Origin of the sequence: Dyadobacter crusticola DSM 16708 (genome assembly GCF_000701505.1) — a bacterium.
In the GTDB taxonomy this organism is placed as follows: domain Bacteria; phylum Bacteroidota; class Bacteroidia; order Cytophagales; family Spirosomataceae; genus Dyadobacter; species Dyadobacter crusticola.
This window is the reverse complement of record NZ_JNJB01000004.1, coordinates 96,198-115,111: the sequence shown is the minus strand read 5'-3', so window position 1 is coordinate 115,111 and position 18,914 is coordinate 96,198. Positions and strand designations below refer to the sequence as shown.

General features: G+C 50.5%; 16 protein-coding genes. 8 read left to right on the top strand and 8 right to left on the bottom strand.

The genetic code is table 11. The features are described 5' to 3' along the window. Positions 1-76: 76 nt before the first annotated feature. Positions 77-1,021: an MBL fold metallo-hydrolase gene (locus Q369_RS0103950; RefSeq protein WP_035332970.1), complete on the top strand. Its 945-nt coding sequence runs from the start codon at positions 77-79 to the stop codon at positions 1,019-1,021. A 35-nt stretch (positions 1,022-1,056) separates the two neighbouring features. Then, on the top strand, positions 1,057-1,575 hold the full coding sequence (locus Q369_RS0103945) for a hypothetical protein (protein ID WP_051663908.1): 519 nt from the start codon (positions 1,057-1,059) through the stop codon (positions 1,573-1,575). 78 nt (positions 1,576-1,653) lie between these two features. Here the strand turns inward: Q369_RS0103945 and Q369_RS0103940 are convergent, their stop codons facing one another. From Q369_RS0103940 to Q369_RS0103925, 4 genes are all read right to left on the bottom strand, one after another. Beyond that, positions 1,654-2,508 (bottom strand): hypothetical protein, encoded by an 855-nt coding sequence (locus tag Q369_RS0103940; RefSeq protein ID WP_051663907.1) that lies wholly within the window; start codon positions 2,506-2,508, stop codon positions 1,654-1,656. Between the two features lie 79 nt (positions 2,509-2,587). Beyond that, a complete protein-coding gene (locus Q369_RS0103935) occupies positions 2,588-3,106 on the bottom strand; it encodes a DUF4142 domain-containing protein (protein WP_169739234.1) in 519 nt (172 codons plus the stop codon). A gap of 77 nt (positions 3,107-3,183) precedes the next feature. Further along, on the bottom strand, positions 3,184-3,930 hold the full coding sequence (locus tag Q369_RS0103930; RefSeq protein ID WP_031526499.1) for an OBAP family protein: 747 nt from the start codon (positions 3,928-3,930) through the stop codon (positions 3,184-3,186). Between the two features lie 54 nt (positions 3,931-3,984). Further along, a complete protein-coding gene (locus Q369_RS0103925; RefSeq protein ID WP_031526497.1) occupies positions 3,985-4,893 on the bottom strand; it encodes an isoaspartyl peptidase/L-asparaginase family protein in 909 nt (302 codons plus the stop codon). Positions 4,894-5,156: 263 nt separating this feature from the next. Between Q369_RS0103925 and cphA the strand changes: the two genes are divergently transcribed. The 3 genes from cphA to Q369_RS0103910 are packed head-to-tail and all read left to right on the top strand — an operon-like array spanning position 5,157 to position 9,404. Next, positions 5,157-7,802: a cyanophycin synthetase gene (gene cphA / locus Q369_RS0103920; RefSeq protein WP_031526496.1), complete on the top strand. Its 2,646-nt coding sequence runs from the start codon at positions 5,157-5,159 to the stop codon at positions 7,800-7,802. 9 nt (positions 7,803-7,811) lie between these two features. After that, positions 7,812-8,663 (top strand): cyanophycinase, encoded by an 852-nt coding sequence (locus Q369_RS0103915; RefSeq protein ID WP_229206728.1) that lies wholly within the window; start codon positions 7,812-7,814, stop codon positions 8,661-8,663. 9 nt (positions 8,664-8,672) lie between these two features. Then, the gene (locus Q369_RS0103910; protein ID WP_031526494.1) at positions 8,673-9,404 is read left to right on the top strand and encodes an FRG domain-containing protein; all 732 of its coding nucleotides are present in this window, start codon (positions 8,673-8,675) and stop codon (positions 9,402-9,404) included. 15 nt (positions 9,405-9,419) lie between these two features. Here Q369_RS0103910 and Q369_RS0103905 read toward each other — a convergent pair whose 3' ends face one another. The 3 genes from Q369_RS0103905 to Q369_RS0103895 are packed head-to-tail and all read right to left on the bottom strand — an operon-like array spanning position 9,420 to position 12,150. Then, on the bottom strand, positions 9,420-10,289 hold the full coding sequence (locus Q369_RS0103905; protein WP_031526493.1) for an alpha/beta fold hydrolase: 870 nt from the start codon (positions 10,287-10,289) through the stop codon (positions 9,420-9,422). A 1-nt stretch (position 10,290) separates the two neighbouring features. Next, positions 10,291-11,733 (bottom strand): baeRF7 domain-containing protein, encoded by a 1,443-nt coding sequence (locus tag Q369_RS0103900; RefSeq protein WP_031526492.1) that lies wholly within the window; start codon positions 11,731-11,733, stop codon positions 10,291-10,293. 27 nt (positions 11,734-11,760) lie between these two features. After that, positions 11,761-12,150, bottom strand: coding sequence for an SPW repeat domain-containing protein (locus Q369_RS0103895; RefSeq protein WP_035332968.1), 390 nt, complete (start codon positions 12,148-12,150; stop codon positions 11,761-11,763). A 160-nt stretch (positions 12,151-12,310) separates the two neighbouring features. Between Q369_RS0103895 and Q369_RS0103885 the strand changes: the two genes are divergently transcribed. Then, complete coding sequence (locus tag Q369_RS0103885; RefSeq protein WP_031526490.1) at positions 12,311-12,556, top strand: hypothetical protein; 246 nt, start codon at positions 12,311-12,313, stop codon at positions 12,554-12,556. 193 nt (positions 12,557-12,749) lie between these two features. On the opposite strand, the gene Q369_RS0103880 is transcribed toward Q369_RS0103885, so the two are convergent. After that, entirely contained in the window at positions 12,750-14,009 is a 1,260-nt protein-coding gene (locus Q369_RS0103880) for a sensor histidine kinase (protein WP_031526489.1), read from the bottom strand. A gap of 201 nt (positions 14,010-14,210) precedes the next feature. Between Q369_RS0103880 and Q369_RS0103875 the strand changes: the two genes are divergently transcribed. Both Q369_RS0103875 and Q369_RS0103870 read left to right on the top strand, forming a co-directional pair. Further along, positions 14,211-17,309: a SusC/RagA family TonB-linked outer membrane protein gene (locus tag Q369_RS0103875; RefSeq protein ID WP_084165640.1), complete on the top strand. Its 3,099-nt coding sequence runs from the start codon at positions 14,211-14,213 to the stop codon at positions 17,307-17,309. A gap of 31 nt (positions 17,310-17,340) precedes the next feature. Beyond that, complete coding sequence (locus Q369_RS0103870) at positions 17,341-18,885, top strand: RagB/SusD family nutrient uptake outer membrane protein (protein WP_031526487.1); 1,545 nt, start codon at positions 17,341-17,343, stop codon at positions 18,883-18,885. Positions 18,886-18,914: the final 29 nt, after the last annotated feature.

Here is an 18,914-nt window from a genome sequence, read left to right as displayed (position 1 = left end):
TATATAAATACCACCAGGGAATGCACTCAATGGCACAATTTTTAAACTCAACACGAAACTTTCAACAATACTAAAAATGGAAAAAGCCACAATCATGAATGCATCGCATTTCAAGGTAGCGGAGGGAGTATGGGGGCTACGGGACATTTTTGTCAATGTATTTTTCATAGCCAATCCCGACAAAACCTGGGTACTGGTGGATGCCGGCCTCAAAACTGCATATCCTAAGATAAAGCAGGTCGCCGCGGAGATATTCGGTGAAAATATGCCGCCCGAAGCGATTGTTCTCACGCACGGACATTTTGACCACGTCGGCTCACTTAAGAAGCTGCTGGAAGACTGGCATGTTCCCGTCGTAGCGCACTTTTTAGAGGTGCCCTACCTGTCAGGTAAGTCTGCTTACCCGCCCGCCGACCCAAGCGTAGGCGGAGGGTTAATGGCGTACATGGCAGATTTGTACCCCAACGATCCCATTGACGTATCCGACTCCATACAAACCCTGCCTGTTACGAGCTCGGTACCTGTATTACCCGAATGGAAGTATTACCACACGCCCGGCCACGCGCCCGGGCATATCAGCTTGTGGCGTGAAAAAGACAAGCTGCTGCTGTCTGGTGACGCATTTGTAACCACACGCCAGGAGTCTGCGCTTTGCGTAGCAACACAGCGGAAAGTGGTGTCGGGCCCGCCTAAATATTTCACTTATGACTGGAAGCAGTCGAAGGAATCTGTCAACATGCTGGCCGAGCTTAATCCCGAAATCGTTGCGTCCGGTCACGGAAAACCAATGTCCGGCGCCGAAATGCAGCAGGCACTGCGCGAGCTGGCCTACCATTTTGAGGAGTCAGCTGTTCCGAAGGTTGGTCGCTATGTAAATGATCCGGCTGTCGCCAATCGCGATGGGGTAGTGTACCTGCCTAAAAAGAAGGCAATGTCCGTCGCCGCCGCAGTTGTGATCGGTGTCGCGCTGCTTGGCATTTCGCTGGCGGTGATCGCCAGCAAACGCGGCCAGCTGTCCTGAATGCGCATATTTCATCAATTCTAAAAATGACTATCATGAAAAAATCAATGAACATTACACTGGCAGCACTGCTGTGTACCGCCACATTATCTTACGCCCAAAGTACGTCGGGCTCCGGCGGATCAGGTAGCGGGGCTGCGAAGAAAACCGAATCGACTTCTTCCCAGCAAACCCAGAGTGGGCAATCTGATACTCAGAAACCAGCTCGCGGCGGCCAGCAAAACGACCGGAAACTGAATGCAAGTGAGCAGCAGGGTGTAAAAGCAAATGAGGTAGGTTCCAGCGTAAGACCTGGCGGCGAATCGAATGAAAACGCCAATTACGTAGGTTCGAACCGCGACGGCGAAGGCGATTCCAAATCAATGCTTAACTCGAAAGAGGCGCGTGAAAAGCGGAGAAAGAATATGACTGAGCCTGATACCACTGTAAAAAGAGGAAGCGGATCATCCCGCAGGAATACCAAAGACCACACAGGTGTTACCGGAAATTACAGGAACCAGGAAATCAAGCATAATCAGAAAACCGGGCCGAGACCATCTACCAAAAAGGATTAAGGTTTAGGAGTATAAAAAAGACGCCCCCGCAGATTTTCTGCGGGGGCGTCTTTTTTATTTTAAAACAACAAAGGAATATTAGTTGTCACCAGAGGCTGAACCGCCTTTGCTTTTGTTTTTACGTTTCTTTTTGCCTTCTGTCTGGCTGGAAGTTCCGGAAGTTCCAGAATCACTTGCGCCTACGCTGCTGGATGATCCAGAACCTGACTGAGAAGAACTGCTACCCGATGATCCGGTTGTTGATCCAGCGCCAGAGCCTGTTGTGCCTGATCCGCTTGTGCTTGAACCCGATCCGCTGGTCCCTGAGCCTGTGGAACCTTGTGTCTGCCGGCCAGTGCTGCCAGAAGTGCCGTTATTTTGCGGATTTGAAGAGCTTCCGCTTTGTGATCCGCTGCTCTGAATATGCGTTGGCGGTGTGCCTGTAGTACCTTGGCTGGTTGAATTAGCACCACCAGTTCCTATTGTACCGCCGGTAGAAGTACCACTTGTTCCCGACGTATTGCCTCCGCTTCCCGCAGTTCCAATGCCGCTTGATCCTGACGTACCTGAACCGCTGGTACCGCCTCCGCTGGTTCCTGAACCGGACGTACCAGTTGAACCGCTACCTGTTGTTCCGCTGGTGCCGGTACCTTGTGAACCCGCAGTTCCCTGTCCAGTGCTTTGTGGCTCAGTAGTTTCAGCGCCGGTAGTGCCGGTCGCTTGTGGCCAGGCAGAGGTACCTTGTGCGCTGCTTCCTTGCGTTTGGGTGGTAGTACCTGTATTATTCCCTGCTCCCTGTGAAGATCCGCTTTTCTGAGACTGCGAACCACTCTGGGTGCTTGTTCCCTGGCTGCTGCCCGTTCTTGGCGTACTTTGTCCTGTTGTCGTCTGTGCGAACAACGATCCTCCTGCTAACAGGAGTAATGCGGCTACGCTAAATGTTAACTTTTTCATAATTCTTAATTTGGTTGATGAACATTTAATTATATAAAAAAACCGGCCGCGTGTGCGATAGTACCGCGGCCGGGTACCTTTACCAGACCATCTCTTTGAGGGCCTCGGCTTTTTGCAGGTGGTGATGCAGGTTGGCCAGCTTACTGCCCGCAAAAGACCGGACTTCATGATCCTGGCCTGATGTAAATTCTTGGTCAAACAACATAATGGTCTCTTTGTGAGATACTACCATCATCAAGGTGTACTTCTTGTCAAATTCCATTCCATTCAATGCGGAAAGGCTGTCTATTTTCATCTTTTTTTCTGGCGACAGCGTTTCAGGCAGATCAACGCCCTTTTTGGCAGCCAAAGCTTTTAATTCTGCTGTTGCCATAGAGTGGTCCATGACCATGTGTTCCCCATAATGCTTCACAGAATCGTGTGCAGCTTTTGAAACCGCGAGCTCGCCCGCTGTAATTTCAAATAAGTTGGCGTCTGCTGCTTTAATCATAAATGTCCTGTCCATTTCTGACAAGTTGTTGTCAACTTCATGGTCCGTGCAGGAAAATGCTGAGATGGACAAAAACGAGATCAAAAGGTAACGTAGTGACTTTTTCATTTTAATTGTTTTTAGTTGGGAAAAATTGAAGTCGCAGCCCATTGATAATAATTGTGCCAAACCCCAGGTTTCCCACATTAATGTTTGTGTACCGCAGAATCTGCTTTGTTGGTAATCACAAACTGGCGTATCTCCCCTTTTTCCCACGCATTCGCCCCGGGTATCAGCTGGGGCATCGGGATATCTTCCCGGTTTTTCCTGGTTTCTTCGGTAGATACATTGAACCTTTTGTCGCGCTCGCTCAACATTTTCTTGTCCAGCTGGCCTTCTTTGGTAAAGCCCATCATGATCATAGGCGAGCCAACTGGCAATCCTCTCTGCTGGTCTGTGTGCCAGGTGTGGATTGTTTTTCCGTAAGTGGAAACCAATTTTTCCATTAGCTCGTGCTCGGCGACTTTGGGAATGCCGGGGGCGATAAGCGAGCCGGATTTAACTTCGTGATGGTGGCTGTGCCAAAGCTTCTTCTCTTCCTCATCCAGCGTCTTAAAAGCTTCTGCCGTAATAATGTACTCCACGCCCATCAGTTTTGCATCTTTTCCATTTCCGTCAAAAATGATGGCCTGATAAAGATCATCGTTAAGCTGACTTACATAATGATGGGCTTCCATTTGTGCATGGATGTTCCCGTTATAAAAATGAAAACCGTCGAGGTAGGCATTGAAATGTTTCAGCGGGGTTTTGTCCTGCAACATATCCGCGCCGGTATTCAGCAGGCGGTCTTTTGCGGTCATTGAGTCCCCGGGCGAGGTAACCTGGGAGCCGGAATTTTTTCCGCCGCAACCCGCGGCGATCATCATCATCAGCAGCAATGTAGTTTGCTTCATAAAATCATGTTTTGATAAAAAAATATAAAATGTATCTGTGGTAAACCCGCCACGTTATTCCGGATCGGCCCAGATGCGGGTACTGCCTTCGCCACGGTCATTTTTCCAGGCGCGCAGCATGCTTTCACAGTTAAAAACCAATTCCACATTTCCCTTTGTATCCACCGCAATCAGCCCGCCTTCACCGCCGAGCCCGGTAAGCTTCTCCATCTGGGTATTGCAGGCTTCGTGCAGGCTGGCGCCTTTGTATTCCACCATGGCGGCAACATCGTAGGCGCTCACAAGCCGGATGAAAAATTCACCGTCGCCGGTACAGGAAACTGCGCACGTTTGATTGTTGGCATAAGTGCCGCCGCCGATTACCGGGCTGTCGCCCACGCGCCCGAACTTCTTGTTGGTAATTCCTCCGGTGGAAGTAGCCACAGCTAAATTTCCTGCCGCATCCAGGGCCACTGCGCCCACGGTGCCTTTCCCGGTATTCCGGCCTTCTTCCTTCTTTTGTTCCTCGGCCAGCTGTTCACGCCGGTGGTCAGTGTCGAAATAGGTATTTTCTTCAAATGCAAGATCATGAACCCGGGCGAAATCCATAGCGCCTTTTGCTACAAGCAGCACATTTTCCGACTCGTCCATCACTTTCCTGGCAAGACTGATCGGATTTCTGATATTCGAAATGCCCGCAACCGCACCAGCACGGCGCGTTCGTCCACACATGGTCGCGGCATCGGCTTCGTGGGTACCTTCGGCTGTGAACACCGAGCCACGTCCCGCGTTGAAGAGCGGATGGTCTTCCAATTCCCGCACAGCCATTTCAACGGCATCCAGGGCGTTGCCGCCATTTGCTAAAACACGATACCCTGCTTCCAAGGCTTTGTCAAGGCCTTTTTGGTAATCTGTCTCCTGTTCGGGAGTGGTGGTTTTCCGGGTCAGCGAACCAGCGCCTCCGTGAATGGCAATCGTGAACATGCTTTGTATTTTTTGGGGTAAGGTCTCCAAATGGAAACTGCGGCCAAATACAAAAACTCTGCCAGCAAAACAGATTTTAGGCAACTCCGCTTCTAAATGCGCAAAATATTCTACGAAAAAGATAACAATCCGACCATTCAAAAACTTTCAAGAGCGTAAGCATGTACAAAGCCGATTGGCATAATATTTAGTAGCCGCCGGATCTGGCCTTTTCAGGGCCAGTTTAAATACATCCACAGTAAGTAAAAGTATCCGGAAACAGTATGAAAATCGTTGATATCCGTTGCATGCGCGGCCCAAATGTTTGGTCGGTACGCAAGAATAAGTTGGTCGTAATGAGGTTAGATCTTGAGGAGCTGGAAGAGCTGCCCACCAACAAAATTGAAGGCTTTTACGAAAGATTGCGAAAGGCAATGCCGAGCCTGCAAAGCCATTATTGCTCCGAAGGCCACCCCGGTGGTTTTTTCGAGAGGGTCAAAGACGGGACCTGGATGGGACACGTCATTGAACACATCGCGCTGGAAATGCAGTCGCTTGCGGATATGGATACAGGTTTTGGCCGCACCCGGGGCACCGGCGAATATGGCGTTTATCATGTGGTGTTTGAATACTATGAGGAAAGCGCCGGCACAATGGCCGCTGAGTATGCCGTGCAAATGGCCGCCGCACTCGTAGCCGGGGCCGCGTTTGACCTGGCAGGTGCAATACAGCAGCTCAAAAAAACATATCAGAACGCGCGCCTCGGCCCAAGTACACAGTCGATAGTAGATGCATGTACGCAGCGCAATATTCCATTCATCCGGCTTAATAAAGACGGTTACGTTCAGCTGGGTTACGGAAGCAAGCAGCGGCGCATTGAGGCAACTACCACCAGCTACACGGGCAGTATCGCGGTATCACTGGCAGGTGACAAGAATGCAACGAAGGAAACGCTGGGCAGGGCTGGTGTGCCTGTACCGGCCGGGGTCACCATCTCCACAGAGGAAGAATTGGAGGGTGCCATTTCAAAGATCGGCTTTCCGGTGGTGATCAAGCCACTTGATGCCAACCAGGGAAAAGGCGTAACTACCGACGTGCAGGATATGCGTGCTGCAGTAGAAGCTTATAACTGGGCTTGCTGTTTTTCAGACCAAGTAATTGTTGAGAGGTTTGTGGTTGGAAGCGACTACCGGCTGCTGGTGATCGACAATAAATTCTGCGCGGCTGCCAAACGTACACCCGCAATGGTTTTCGGAGATGGCATCTCCACAATCAGAGAGCTGATTAACCAAACCAACCTGGACCCGAGAAGAGGCGACGGTCACGAGAACAAGCTAACGCGCATTGTGGTAGACGACATGTTGCTCGGCCATCTGGAAACACAGGGCCTTTCCATTGATACTGTACTTCCATCTGACGTGAACGTAACGGTATCGGACGCGGCTAATCTGAGCAGGGGAGGTACTTCCGAAGACGTGACCGACCGGCTGCATCCGGAGATCGTGATGATGGCCGAGCGTGTCGCGAAGCTGATTGGACTGGATATCTGCGGAATTGATATCATCGCGCAGGATATAAGCCTCCCATTGAAGGCGTCGGGTACTTCGGTGATTGAGGTAAATGCGAGCCCGGGATTTAGAATGCACTTGTATCCTTCATCCGGCAAGGCGCGCAATGTGGGTGACAATGTAGCCGAAATGCTTTTTCCCAACGAGGAAACAGGCCGCATTCCGATTATCGCCATTACCGGTACCAATGGAAAAACAACTACTACCCGCATTACCGCGCATTTGATGAAGCAAAGCGGTGCGACTGTGGGCTTCACTACTACCGACGGGATTTACGTCAACGATTATATGATCGAAGAAGGAGATTGTACGGGGCCGGAAAGTGCGAGGACAATCCTGAAAGATCCGACTGTTGACGTGGCAGTACTTGAAACGGCACGCGGCGGATTGTTGCGGTCGGGGCTGGCGTTTGATCAATGTGACGTAGGCATTATCACCAATGTAGCCGCTGATCACCTTGGCCTGAAAGGAATTAATACGGTGGAAGATATGGTGCGCGTGAAAGCAACTGTTGCCGAATCGGTACGTCCGGATGGTTTCGCGATCCTGAATGCAGACAATGACGAGAGTTACGGGATCGGTGAGCGCCTTAAATGCCGCATAGGACTTTTCAGCATGAACCCCGACAACGAACGCATTCTTGCCCACACCCGCGACGGCGGCCTGGCCTGCATTTACGAGAATGGAGAAATCCGTCTTGTCAACGGAAGCATTAAGGTAACCATAGCCGATGTACAGGCAATTCCTGCCACTTTCGGGGGCAAATGCAATTTTATGATCGAGAACATCCTTGCTGCGGTACTGGCCGCCTATTCGCAGGGAGTGGACGTGCTTCGGCTGACGCAGGGGCTGTACAGTTTTAGAGTTTCCGACGAGTCTACACCCGGAAGACTGAACCATTTTCATTTCCGCAACTTCGATTTTCTTGTCGATTACGCACATAACCCGCACGGCATGAACGCGCTGGGAAATTATTTAGGGAATTTGCCGGCAACCAGCAAGCTCGGGATCATCACGGGAGTAGGAGACAGGAGGGACGAGGATATCCGTGAGCTTGGCAAAGTGGTTGCCGGCATATTTGATGAAGTGATTATCCGCCTGGACGAAGACCTGCGCGGGCGCAAGCACCAGGAAATTATCGAGCTGGTCAAAGCGGGTATCCGGGGTGCTAACCCGCTTTGCAAGATCAAGGTGATCCAGGACGAATTGCAGGCGATCAACTATGCAATCAGGCACTCACGCCCCGGACAGCTGATCGTGCTCACCACCGAGAAAATCAAAATCGCTATTTCACTCATTAAAGGATTTAAAGAACTGGACGATCAGGCCGGCCATTACCAGGGCCAGCTGGCGCTTCATTAGCATTTACACATGATGGATATACCTAAAGGAAAGCTGATACCGATTGGCGGGAAAGAAGCCCGCAGCCCGCAGGATGACAATGGAGGCGGATCCCGCCAGATCACATTCGAAAACGAGGGCATTTTGCAGGAGGTACTTACAGAAATGAAAGGGCCTGAATCGCGGCTGGCGGTGGTGACAACAGCATCGGAGCTGCCCGACGAAATGCGCGATATGTACGTAGATGCATTCGGCAGTCTCGGTTGTAAAAACGTGGAAGTACTCCACCTGGACGGCCGGAATGTGGATAGTAAAAAGACGCTCGGTATTCTGGCAGATGTGGACGGCGTGTTCTTCACCGGCGGTAACCAGGCGCGCCTGATCGACAGGATCTGCGATACGAAGTTTATGGATTTGCTTAAAGAGCGGTACCGTAATGAAGATTTCGTAGTGGCAGGTACAAGTGCGGGTGCAATGGCCATGTCTGCGGTGACGATCCGGGAAGGTTCGAGCACCGAGTCGCTGCTCAAAGGGATTGTGGAGGTGAGCAGGGGATTTACATTATTGCCCAAAACCATTATAGATACCCACTTCATGAGCCGCGGCCGCTTTTCACGCCTGGCCGAAGCATTGCTTCTGAACCCGGGTTTTATGGCACTGGGTATTTGTGAAGACACCGGGCTTGTGATCACGGGAGGGAACCAGCTGCACACGATCGGCTCGGGTGTCGCGCTGATCCTCGAAGCAGACAATATTAAGAGTACCAATTTTGAAGAAGCCAAGAAAATGCAGCCGGTGTATGTAGAAGGGCTAGGAGTACATGTACTTGCCCGCGGCGCGGGGTATTCTCTTAGTGATCGAAAATTCATTGTCGAGAAGTAACGAACAAATATGAAGTCTATCGAAATCAAATCCATTGACCAGTTTATTAGGGATATCGTGGGATTGAAAAATGACGAATTCGACTTTTTCATTTTCAGGGGCCAGCGGATCAATGCACCGCTGGTCCCTTCCATTGCCCGCTACCACCAGGGCCAGGATATCAAGGCTATTGAGAAACGGATGCTGCTGGACCTGAAACGGCGGGGCAAGTTGCTGCTTCCCGATACAATTGGCGAGGAATGGGAGCTGTTGATCCTGGCGCAGCATTACGGGCTCAAAACACGCTTACTCGACTGGTCGAGCAACCCGCTCGTTGCCTTGTACTTCGCGATATGCGACATAGACGATTCTGAAACTCCTTCGTTTGTATACCTATTCCGGGGCTATAATGACCAGGTGATCGACAAAGATGAATTGACGGGGGGTACAACGCTTGACTCGCCGTTTGAAATACAGGAATTGAAAGTACTGCGGCCGTCCCTCAACAATGAGCGCATTATCGCACAATCAGGCTGGTTTACGGTGCATCCTTATTCCGAGGAGAAATGCGGATTTGTACCCATGCAGTTTGATGAAGATGTAAAAGTGAATGTAACGGAATTCACCATTCCGCCCGGCTTGAAACGCGAGCTGATGGAGCACCTGGACATGCTGGGCTTTAACGCACAGACCCTTTTTCCTGAACTTGCAGGACTATGCCACTACCTCAACTGGGAATACCTGTACCAGGTAGCCAACTGACGTAATAAGGAAAAGTCACTGTTTCAGGAATGCGAAAATGTATTCGTTGACGAGCTCGGGCTCTTCGTGATGAAGCCAGTGTGTAGCATTTTCGAGCAGGATCAGTTGCCCGTGGGTGCATCTGCCGACACTTTGTTCAGCCATTTTTTTAGATAAAAAAAGATCTTTTGTTCCCCAGAGGATCAATGCGGGTACTTCAATGTTCCCACTCAGATCCGGCGGGCTTTGGGCAAAAGCACGGTACCAGTTGATCATCGAAGTAAGTGCATTCGGTTGCCGCCACGCGCGTTTGCAAGCTGCAATATCGCTTCTTGAAAACGTACCCGGCCGCGCTGTTTTGCGCATGCTGGCCGCCAGCCATTTGTAATTGAATGCACTGCAAAGCTGTTCTGGTAGAAAAGGAAGCTGGAAGAATGCCACGTACCAGCTTTTCAGCATTTGCTTGGGATTTCTGAGCAGGTTTTCCTGCATTACCCCAGGGTGGGGCATATTGAGGATAATGAGCTTTTTCAGCAGTTCGGGATGTTGCTGCGCGAGCGTCCACGCTACGCCTCCGCCCCAATCGTGCCCGGCGACTGTAACCGGGCACGTGGAGATGGAGGTAATCAATGCAGCGATATCGGCAACCAGGTTATTCAACGCGTAATCTTTTATCGCAATTGGCTTTTTACTCAGATTGTAGCCCCGCTGATCGGGAACTATAACGTGGTAGCCATTCATTGCAAAAAACTCCGCCTGTTTCTGCCAGCTTTCGCTGAACTCGGGAAAACCATGCAAAAACATGATTATCTCGCCGGAGGCAGGGCCCATATGTCCCACGTGCAGCATCAGTCCGTTGACATAATGGTACTCATACCTGAACTTTACCTGTGCCGTTCCCTGCATCCTAATACCTGAAAACAGCGGCAATAACACCTTCTACGGGCATTTCTTCCTTATCCAGCACGTACACTTCGCCACCCGTCTGAATGGTTTTGATCAGCGCCAGATCAAGCAGGTCTTCTGAGTCTTCACCCTCCTGCAATTTCAGCACGTTGTTGGCCTCGTCGAAAGTACCCCAGATATGCTCCGCTTTTTGTACAAAAATGTGCGAAACCCTTCCGTAATGCGCGCCGGGTATGATATCGTTTGCACTTGAAGAAGTAAGCTCGGTGGCAGACTGGTTGGCATAGATCGTCAGCGCCTTTTCAAGCGGCTGTCTGAAATACGGCGTCATAATCTCCCTGGCTTTTTCATAAAGCGCCTGCTTCTCGTCGTGTTCGTGGCTGCCGGTGAGTGCCTCGCTGCAAACATTATGGTAATCGCACACCGACCGGTAAATGGGGATCTCGTACTCAACGCCTGCGAGCAGCAGCGGCACATTCTCGGTATTGAGGATCTGCTTGTACAGGATATCGTCCACGTATTCGAAGTAGGTAGCGATATTCGCTTTTTCATCGGGGTTGCCGCCGCCCATTCCGTGGAAGTTGGCACCGCCTCCGGAACTGTTTGCTACCCGCACAGTGCTCGCGTCTTTTTCAGAAAGACGTTTTACATCCATCATATCCTCCGGCAGATCTTCCACGGGCACATACTGCATGCCGAATGCATCGGCTTTGAAAAGCTTGCATTTAGCTTTACTGATCACCAGCAAATAGAAATATGCCTTTGAAGCCATGATCGGGATCAGGGGAGAAACGTAAAACGTTTTCTCGCACATCACCTCGCTCTCAGGAGCTACCGGCATTTTAATGTATTTGAAATACCCTTCCGAAATGAACACCGCAAGTCCGTTATCCATACTTGCCCAGAAAGCGTCGTCTTTCAGCAGCTCGTAACCAGGAGAAAGCATTTGCTCGATCGCAGCTACCGGTATCTCTTTTTCTGCAAACCTTTTAGCAAGATCCTGTAATGTATTTTTAAATACGATCGCATCCTTTTTCTCATTGACGGCTACGCCGGCTTTATGGGTAGGGATGTATACAGTTGCACAGCAGGAAGAGGTATAGTTTGCCAGCTCGATAAACAGCTCTTTACTGAGTACCTGCGGCAATTCTTCCGGCTCCACGTCTACCGAATCAACAATAGCAAGGTCCTCCGTTTTATCACTTTCGGGCTTGTTTTCCTTGCCTTTGAAGGAATTTTCACCTTTTGAGGTATTTCTGTTCGGGTGACGGATCGGTATCGACGGATCAATGGTGAGGTCATCTTCCACATACTGATCGTCCAGTTCCAGAAATTCTTCCAGCTTGTCTGCCGGTGCATTGGGTATGCCTAATCCCTCTACTTTATTAACCGCTGACGGTTTGCCTTTCGGCGGATGAAACCCGCCTGATTGATCTTTTCCCATAATTCAAACTGATTTTGTACTAAAAACTTAATTTACATTGTGGCTGCGTTCAAAGGCGTTTTCTTCTGCTCCCGTGGCAGTACGTGAGGTCATCAAGCCAGCCGCAGTTTCAAATAGACCCAGTATTACGTGTGGCAGGTAAACCTGATCTGCAAAGCCGAATATCCAGGGAGAAGCGGCCAGGAACAGACCTGTGACAATATCCACATTCAGGTGCACCGACATTGGGATACTTCTTACCATACCTCCCTCATAGTCGGTGAAAATCGACATCAGGATCGCCATCGCACCTACGGCCACCAGGGTCCAGGTAGCGGGCAGTACGTCTTCAAAGTTGGCTATCCAGGGCATTGCGATAAACAGTGCGCCGGTCAGATAGTCCAGTCGGCTGTGGAACTTTGTGCTGATGATTTTCATAATGGTACCCGTTAAATAGTTAGTTGATGATTTGCAAGAATTCCGCCCCGTTAAAAATTATGCCAAAAAGAAGCAGGCAATTCGGGGAAAACGGGATGCCTCAGTCTGGAACGGTTTTGATAGGTCGGCTGGCGCAAATTGAAAACCAAACACTTTTGAGATGAGAAACACGATCAAAGCTTTCGGAATGGTAATGTTGATGGCACTTGCTGCATGTTCACAAGGAGAGAAGGGCGGCGCTGGCGGCAGCGAGGAAAGTACCGGTGCTACTATTGATTCGTCGGTAGTAGGGAAAGACTCAGAAATGGTAGATACCAGGAAGAATATTGAAATGACTGACGAGCAAAAGCAGTCGCTGCCGGGACGAAACAAGGAGGCCACAGAGTCGGATGAAACGAAGCAGTAGGGAGTATTCCAGGAAGTTGTAGCGATCGTTCCCAAGGAAAAACTTCCACGCTCATTAGCACTGAAAATTCTGGTTTTATCGACCCAGATAGCGTCTAAGCAGCAAAACAACATAGTGATCCTGAACGGGCATTATGCATACAGAGCCGGCCAGCTCTTCACAAAGGCTGGCCGGCTGTATATTTTGTGCGGTCTCATTCCGGTTGCATCATAAAGCGTATCCGCACGAGCGTACCTTTACCCGGAATGCTCTCAATGTCCATGGACGCCTTCATCAGCTCGCAAAGTTTTTTGACAATGAATAACCCGAGCCCTTCACTCTCCTTTTTCTGTGCCTGTTCCGCCTGACCAGGAGGAAGTTCTTCCATCAATTGTGGCTCCTGGTGGCTTGCGCTGGTAATTACATTTGGTTTGAGCTGTTCAGCCAGCAATGCAGCCGGGCTGTTGGCGGCAAACCCGGGACCAGTATCCTGGATACTCAGGCTCCATCGCAGCTGATTGTCCAGTGCCCAGGTCACGTATACACTACCACTTTTGGTGTATTTCAATGAGTTGTAGAGCAGATTAATAAGTATCCGCTGCACTTTGACGCGATCGCCCGTTACTTTGAGCTTGTCGGGACCGGCGCCTTGTAAAATCAGTTTGTGGTGCTTGGCAAGCGGTTGCGCTGTTTCCAATGTATCCTTTATCAGCTTTGCCGCGTCAAACTGCTGAATGTCCAGCGCGTCCTGGCCAGCTTCGATTTTGGCATAATCGGTCAGCTGCAGCAGCATTTCACGGATAGATGCCAGGTTCCGGTTAAGCATATCCATCAGCTCCGTGCGCTCTTTTTCGGTTTTGGGATATTCGAGCATTTGGGAGGCTACTGTCATGATGCTGAAACTGGTACGCAGGTCGTGGGAGCTTTGCCGGAGGTGCTCGCCGCGTTTTTCGCCTAGCTGGTGCAGCTGGTCCAATGCAAATTGCAGGCTGCGGGCGCGTTCGGCGGCGTCGTTCTGAAGAAGCTGGTGATAGTAGATCAAGCTGCCTCTGTTGGATTCTCCGTAAACTTTGAATATTTGCTGTTGTACAAAAAGCAGCGTCTTGGGATCCATTTTCCCGGACAATAACTCAAAAGCCTCTACTTCGTCGAAAATCGTTTTAAAAAGGTGCTCCATTTCCGCAATCAGCTCAGCGAGCGAGTAACCTGACTGCCAGCGGTGGAGACCGTGCTCGCTGGCTACTGTGCCTGGATCAAGGGGTACCTCCTCTTTTTTGAGCCGGAGAAACAGCAGCTGTATCAGCACCGGCACCTGATCATTAAATTCTTCCCGGGAAAAGCTGCTTTTACTGCTCATTGTGGGGTCAGCCTCACATGCGAGTCGCCAGTTGGCCAATATCGTTTCGAGCTTTGCCCGCAAGTAGTCTACCAGCTCGTCGATCAGAGCCTCCGTATCGGGTTTTTTTTTGCCCATAAAATTTTAGAGATAATTCACAATCAGACCAATGCGTGTACTAATACCATTCCAGTTGCTCCTTGCTGATTGATGTTACTAGTACAGTTTTGCATTATTTTTCGGATCAATGGCATAATTTTTATCAATAGGCATACCTACATTCTTCGTCACGACCACGTGCTTTCATTTATGTAAAAACCAGTTTACAATCAACAAGCTATGCGCTATTTTACCCTGATTAATCTTGTTATCTTCTTTCTTGGATCGCTGGGGCAGGTTATCGCTCAGGACAGGACAATTTCCGGACTCGTACAAACCGCCACCGGCGAGACGCTTCCCGGTGCGACTGTTCTCATCGCAGGAACCAGCACTGCCACCATCACCGATGCCGACGGTAAGTTTTCCATTAGTGCCCAAACGGGGCAAACGCTGCGGGTTTCATTCATCGGTTATCTTACTTCGGAAGTCCCGGTAACTGAGCAAACCAGTTACACTATTCAGTTGGCCGAGGATGCTCAAAACCTCGAAGAATTCGTTGTAATCGGCTATCAGTCAGTGAGGAGAACAGACCTTACCGGCGCTACGGGAATCATCGATGCCCAAAACACCAACAAACGTATTGCCCGCTCCGTACCCGAAGCTTTGCAGGGGATGACGCCTGGCGTGTCTGTGCGGAACGGCGGTGCTCCGGGGCAGGAAGCGGTTGTCAATATACGCGGGCTTAGTACACTCTTCGGAAATGCAAGCCCATTATATGTGATCGACGGGATGTTTGCTGATGCGAACGTAACCGTCAACCCGAACGATGTGGAAACGATACAGGTACTGAAAGATGCCTCGGCAGCAGCTATCTACGGGTCGCGCGCTGCAAATGGCGTAATCATCATCACCACCAAAAAGGGAAAAGAAGGCACATTGAAAGTGGATGCTTCCGTACGCGTGGGCGTTTCGTCGATTCCGAAAAGATGGGATATGATGAATGCACAGGAATATGTGGAAACCAATACACGCGCCTACCAGGCGGCAGGTTATGCTTTGCAGCCGGCTGTTGCAAATTACAATGGAGGTGTAAATACCAACTGGGCCGACGAGCTGTTGCAGACGGGCAGTATCCAGGATTATAACGTGAGCTTGTCGGGAGGAGGAAAAGACAGCAAGTACCTGATCTCGGGCGGCTATTTCTCCGATAAGGGCGTACTCAAAGCGCGTGACTTCAAGCGCGGCTCTTTGCGGATCAACACGGAAGCGAAACGTAACAATTTTACTTTTGGTGAAAACCTGATGGTTTCAAGCACGGAACGCAATGCGCCATTCCAGGGCGGGTTCGCGGAAGGAAACGCCTGGTACGATATGTGGACAAGCCTGCCGATCATTCCGGTGAAAAGCCCTGATCTGATGAGTACTTCCAATCCGGGCGGCTGGGGTTTTGGTTCATTCAATGCACGGTCGTTTTCAAGAAACCAGGCAGCGATCAATGATATCACACAGTCTACCGCCAATTTCTTCAAGATATTGGGAAATGCGTTTGTCGATTACCAGCTTTTCAAAGGTGTGAATTACCGCTTTAATGCAGGGTTGGAAACAAGCTTTGATAAGACGACTGATCTCAGACGGGAAGGTTTGTGGTACTGGAACCAGTCACCCGAATTTAGCAGCATCGGACAAACTCGGGGGCAGTTCCTGAGCTACCTTTTTGAGCATACCCTCAACTTTAATTTTGCATTCAACAAACACAACCTGAATGGGGTAGTGGGTTATACCCAGCAAACGATCCGCAACGACGATGTGGGCGGGCGCAGGCTGCAACTCGGCTTTTATGGAGGTGAATACTTCACCACGATTAACTCGGCGAGCGGCGGAATGACGGCTACCGGAACACGCTCGCAAACACTGATCAACTCTGCACTGGGTCGGTTGAACTACAACTATGCCGAAAAATATTACCTGACTTTGACATTCCGGGCTGACAAAGACTCTCGCTTCTCGCCAGCTCACCGCACCGGCTATTTCCCTTCGGCAGCGGCTTCCTGGAAGATCAGTAATGAGGAGTTTTTCAAATCGGATATCATCGATGAACTAAAACTGAGGGGTTCTTACGGTGTACTTGGCTCTGCTAACCTGAGCAACTACCAGTTTACGGGCTTTTTGAACCAGGCGCCTCGTGCGGTTTTTGGATCTGGTCAAACTGAATTCCCTGGCGCTACCCAGGCGAGATTGGTTTATGAAGATATCAAATGGGAACAAAAGGCGACCACCAACATTGGTGCAGACCTCACTTTGTTCAATAACAAGCTGTCGATCACCGTCGACGCATTCCGCTCGGTAGCGAAGGATGTGCTGCTCTCGCTGCCGCTGCCGCTTTACATTGGCAACCTGCAGGGTGATCCGCTGGTGAACATCGGGTCCATTGAAAACAAAGGGATCGAGTTTGATTTTACTTACCGGCAAACGTCGGGCCCATTCACATGGAGTGTTGCGCCGAATTTCAGCATTATCCGTAACAAGGTGCTCGAACTCGGCAATCTCGGTGTGGATGAGGAAACGGGACAGCCCAGGAACTACATTCAGTCTGGTAACACGCGCTCGCAGGTGGGCCGCTCAATCGGTGAATATTACCTGATCCAAACGGATGGACTGTTTCAGAACGACGAGGAAATCCAGGCGCACGGAGCCCAGGCTGCTTACGCGAAACCAGGCGATATCCGTTATGTGAACCGGGTTGACCAGGGTACCAACGACGATATCAACGACCGTGACCGGACATTCGCTGGCAGTCCGTGGCCGAAGCTTACTTCCGGGCTGATCCTGAACGGAACCTGGTCGGGCTTGTCGCTGAACATCCAGTTTTACGGTGCTTTTGGACAGAAGATATATAATGATGTGAGAAGGGACATTGACGGAATGGGCTACTCCAACTACCGCAGAGGCATCAATCCCTGGACTCCTGAAAATACGAATACCGATTTCCCCAGACTGGGCGTATCCTACGCCACAGGCGCAGCAGGCGACCCTGCTTCTGCCGATCGCGGGATTGTCTCCAACGTGCGCGCTAATACCGATCGCTGGCTGGAAAATGGTTCTTATCTGAGACTGAGAAATGTGGAGCTGGGCTATTCAATCCCGGAAAGTGTGACGGGGAAATTGCGTGTAAGCAATGCGAGAGTGTACGTGAGTGCGCAAAACCTGCTGACTTTCACCAAATACACCGGACTTGATCCTGATGTAGTGGGCGCCAACTTCAACCTTGAACCGGGTGTGGATGTAGGCGGCTATCCTGCTTCACGAATCATTTCTTTCGGCCTGAACCTGGGTTTCTGATTTCCGGCCTTTTATCTCAAAATACATCGATATGAAAAAGATATTTTTGCTTACCTCATTCATTCTGCTTGTTGCCAGTGCGTGTAACCGCGACTTTGACGAACCCAATCCAAACAATCCAACTATCGCATCTTTCTGGAAAAGCGAGGGCGATGCGATCAAGGGGATCAATGCAGTTTACAGTACTTTCCACCGCTCGGCGACCTTGTATTCACGCTTTTTGTTCTACCACGGAATGCTCCGGTCCGACGAAGGTTACGGCTCGGGCGGCGATATTACGCTGAACAACATCATGAGCTTCAACCAGACCAATTACAACGAAGGTCTGACTGCCGGAACGTGGCAAAATTTGTTCATCGGCGTTTTTCGTGCCAATCAGGTGCTGGCTTACGTGCCTGGTATTGAAATGGACGAAGCTTTGAAAAACCGCATTATCGGTGAGGCAAAATTCCTGCGCGGCTTGTTTTACTTCAACCTGGCGCTGTATTACGGCCGGCCGCCCATTATTCTTACACCTTCTACACCCACCGACCGTCCCTCCAATGCAACCAATGCAGAAGCCTGGGCGCAGGTGGAGCGTGATCTTACCGAGGCTGCGCCTGCATTGCCTTTGCGCTACACAGGCGATGATCTTGGAAGGGCAACCCGGGGCGCGGCAATGGGACTGCTTGGGAAAACTTATCTGCAGCAGAACAAACACCAGGAGGCTGCCAATGCACTTGCCTGGTTTATTACAGGCGAAGGAAACGGTGTATACACTTTGGTGCCGAATTACCAGGACAATTTCAAGGCTTCAACCGAGAACAACAGTGAATCTGTTTTTGAGATACAATTCCGGTTTAACCCCAATGAAAATACCGACGATGACGTAGACGAAACGCGCATTAATAATACGGGTACTTCTATCGCACAATTCTATGCACCTCGCGGCGTAGGTTTCTCCGATGGTGGCGCCCGGCGCTGGCTGGTCAGTGAATTTGAAAAAGAAAATACGGCTCTTGGTACCCGTGACCCGAGACTGGCGGCGACTTTGCTTTTTGATTCCACTGATGTACGCGGACCACAATTTACAATGGTTTACGGGCAAACATTCGCTTCCCGCTATGGTACTTCTGGCGGTGAAAGCAGCTCGGTTTGGTTTAGGAAACAGTTGAATGACAATGAAGCAGGTCGGACCGAAGAAGGTTTCCGCTCACCAAATAACCACCGGCTGCTGCGCTATGCGGATATTCTGCTGATGTACGCTGAGGCATTGAATGGGATCGGGCAAACAGCACAGGCTTACCCCTTTGTAGATATGGTGCGGGTACGTGCAGGACTCCGTCCTTTGACAGTTACCCGACCTGGTCTCACACAAGCTCAGTTTCTGACGCAGATCAAACATGAACGCATTACCGAGTTGACCGGCGAGGGCTGGCGCTTTGCGGACTTGCAGCGGTGGGGCGAGCTCGGCCCGGAACTTGCTGTGCGCGATCCGGAATTCACCAACTTCGTCAAAGGCCGGAATGAGTGGTACCCCATTCCGCAATCAGACATTGACCTTAACCCGAATTTGACACAAAATCCTGGTTACTAACATAAGTCGGCGCTTATCGGCTGCTTTTG